Origin of the sequence: Halomonas campaniensis, assembly GCF_002211105.1 — a bacterium.
In the GTDB taxonomy this organism is placed as follows: domain Bacteria; phylum Pseudomonadota; class Gammaproteobacteria; order Pseudomonadales; family Halomonadaceae; genus Vreelandella; species Vreelandella campaniensis_A.
Genome location: NZ_JPUA01000006.1, coordinates 1 through 3,046 on the forward strand (window position 1 = coordinate 1; position 3,046 = coordinate 3,046).

1 rRNA gene is annotated in these 3,046 nt (G+C 54.1%); it reads left to right on the top strand.

Annotated elements, in window-relative coordinates:
• Nucleotides 1-131: 131 nt before the first annotated feature.
• Nucleotides 132-3,022, top strand: a 23S ribosomal RNA gene (locus JI62_RS03130).
• The last annotated feature ends 24 nt before the right edge of the window (nt 3,023-3,046 follow it).

The following is a 3,046-nucleotide window of genomic DNA, read 5'->3' on the forward strand; positions in this document are numbered from 1 at the left end:
GCTCTTTAACAATGTATATCATGCTGACAAGAACACGCCGTAAGGTGTGCTTCTTAAATTGTGATACGCGTCAGCGTATCCGGCAAAATGAAACGTGATCATTGCGACATCCAGACTCCTTCGGGTTATAGGGTCAAGCAATGAAGCGCACACGGTGGATGCCTAGGCAGCCAGAGGCGATGAAAGACGTGGTAGCCTGCGATAAGGTTCGGTGAGGTGGCAACAACCTGTGACCCGGACATCTCTGAATGGGGAAACCCACTCATCATAAGATGAGTATCGTGCCCTGAATACATAGGGGTACGAGGCGAACCAGGGGAACTGAAACATCTAAGTACCCTGAGGAAAAGAAATCAACCGAGATTCCCCTAGTAGCGGCGAGCGAACGGGGACCAGCCCTTAAGCATGAGACTGATTAGGCGAACAGATTGGGAAGTCTGGCCGTAGCGGGTGATAGCCCCGTAGTCGAAAATCTGATCATGTGAAATCGAGTAGGTCGGGGCACGAGAAACCTTGACTGAAGACGGGGGGACCATCCTCCAAGGCTAAATACTCCTGGCTGACCGATAGTGAACCAGTACCGTGAGGGAAAGGCGAAAAGAACCCCGGAGAGGGGAGTGAAATAGATCCTGAAACCGTGTGCGTACAAGCAGTCGGAGCCCACTTGTTGGGTGACGGCGTACCTTTTGTATAATGGGTCAGCGACTTATATTCAGTGGCGAGGTTAACCGTATAGGGGAGCCGTAGGGAAACCGAGTCTTAACTGGGCGACGCAGTCGCTGGATATAGACCCGAAACCGAGCGATCTATCCATGAGCAGGGTGAAGGTTGAGTAACATCAACTGGAGGCCCGAACCAGGATCTGTTGAAAAAGATTTGGATGACTTGTGGATCGGAGTGAAAGGCTAATCAAGCTCGGAGATAGCTGGTTCTCCTCGAAAGCTATTTAGGTAGCGCCTCACGTAGTACCGCCGGGGGTAGAGCACTGTTTCGGCTAGGGGGTCATCCCGACTTACCAACCCGAGGCAAACTCCGAATACCGGTGAGTAACGCGTGGGAGACACACGGCGGGTGCTAACGTCCGTCGTGAAAAGGGAAACAACCCAGACCGTCAGCTAAGGTCCCGAAATCCTGGTTAAGTGGGAAACGATGTGGGAAGGCTCAGACAGCTAGGAGGTTGGCTTAGAAGCAGCCATCCTTTAAAGAAAGCGTAATAGCTCACTAGTCGAGTCGGCCTGCGCGGAAGATGTAACGGGGCTAAACCAGGTACCGAAGCTACGGGTTCATTCTTTGAATGAGCGGTAGAGGAGCGTCGTGTAAGCCGATGAAGGTGGATTGAGAAGTCTGCTGGAGGTATCACGAGTGCGAATGCTGACATGAGTAACGATAAAGGGAGTGAAAAACTCCCTCGCCGGAAGACCAAGGGTTTCTGTTCGACGCTAATCGGAGCAGAGTGAGTCGGCCCCTAAGGCGAGGCCGAAAGGCGTAGTCGATGGGAAACGGGTCAATATTCCCGTACCGGACATGGTTGCGATGGGGGGACGAAGAAGGCTAGGTGAGCCAGGCGTTGGTTGTCCTGGTGAAAGTGAGTAGGCTGAGAGTTTAGGTAAATCCGGACTCTTTTAAGGCCGAGACACGAGATGAACTGACCACGGTCAGGAAGTCACTGATGCCACGCTTCCAGGAAAAGCCTCTAAGCTTCAGATCATGTGCGACCGTACCCCAAACCGACACAGGTGGTCAGGGTGAGAATCCCAAGGCGCTTGAGAGAACTCGGGTGAAGGAACTAGGCAAAATGGTGCCGTAACTTCGGGAGAAGGCACGCCGGCGTAGGGTGAAGAGACTTGCTCTCCTAGCCCGAACCGGTCGAAGATACCAGGTGGCTGCAACTGTTTATTAAAAACACAGCACTCTGCTAACGCGCAAGCGGACGTATAGGGTGTGACGCCTGCCCGGTGCCGGAAGGTTAAATGATGGTGTTAGCCGCAAGGCGAAGCTCTTGATTGAAGCCCCGGTAAACGGCGGCCGTAACTATAACGGTCCTAAGGTAGCGAAATTCCTTGTCGGGTAAGTTCCGACCTGCACGAATGGCGTAATGATGGCCACGCTGTCTCCACCCGAGACTCAGTGAAATTGAAATCGCCGTGAAGATGCGGTGTACCCGCGGCTAGACGGAAAGACCCCGTGAACCTTTACTATAGCTTCACACTGGACGCTGATGTTGCCTGTGTAGGATAGCTGGGAGGCTTAGAAACTCGGACGCCAGTTCGGGCGGAGCCAACCTTGAAATACCAGCCTGGCATCATTGGCGTTCTCACTCAGGTCCGTTATCCGGATCGAGGACAGTGTGTGGTGGGTAGTTTGACTGGGGCGGTCTCCTCCTAAAGAGTAACGGAGGAGCACGAAGGTACCCTCAGCACGGTCGGACATCGTGCAATGAGTGCAAGAGCATAAGGGTGCTTGACTGCGAGACAGACACGTCGAGCAGGTGCGAAAGCAGGTTCTAGTGATCCGGTGGTTCTGTATGGAAGGGCCATCGCTCAACGGATAAAAGGTACTCCGGGGATAACAGGCTGATACCGCCCAAGAGTTCACATCGACGGCGGTGTTTGGCACCTCGATGTCGGCTCATCACATCCTGGGGCTGAAGTCGGTCCCAAGGGTATGGCTGTTCGCCATTTAAAGTGGTACGCGAGCTGGGTTTAGAACGTCGTGAGACAGTTCGGTCCCTATCTGCCGTGGGCGTTGGATGTTTGAGAAGGGCTGCTCCTAGTACGAGAGGACCGGAGTGGACGACCCTCTGGTGTTCCGGTTGTCACGCCAGTGGCATTGCCGGGTAGCTATGGTCGGACGGGATAACCGCTGAAAGCATCTAAGCGGGAAGCCCCCTTCAAGATGAGACATCCCTGAGGCCTAGAGCCTCCTGAAGGGCCCAGCGAGACCAGCTGGTTGATAGGCACGGTGTGGAAGCGCTGCAAGGCGTTGAGCTAACGTGTACTAATGGCCCGTGAGGCTTGACCCTATAACACCCAAGGGGTCTGGTCGT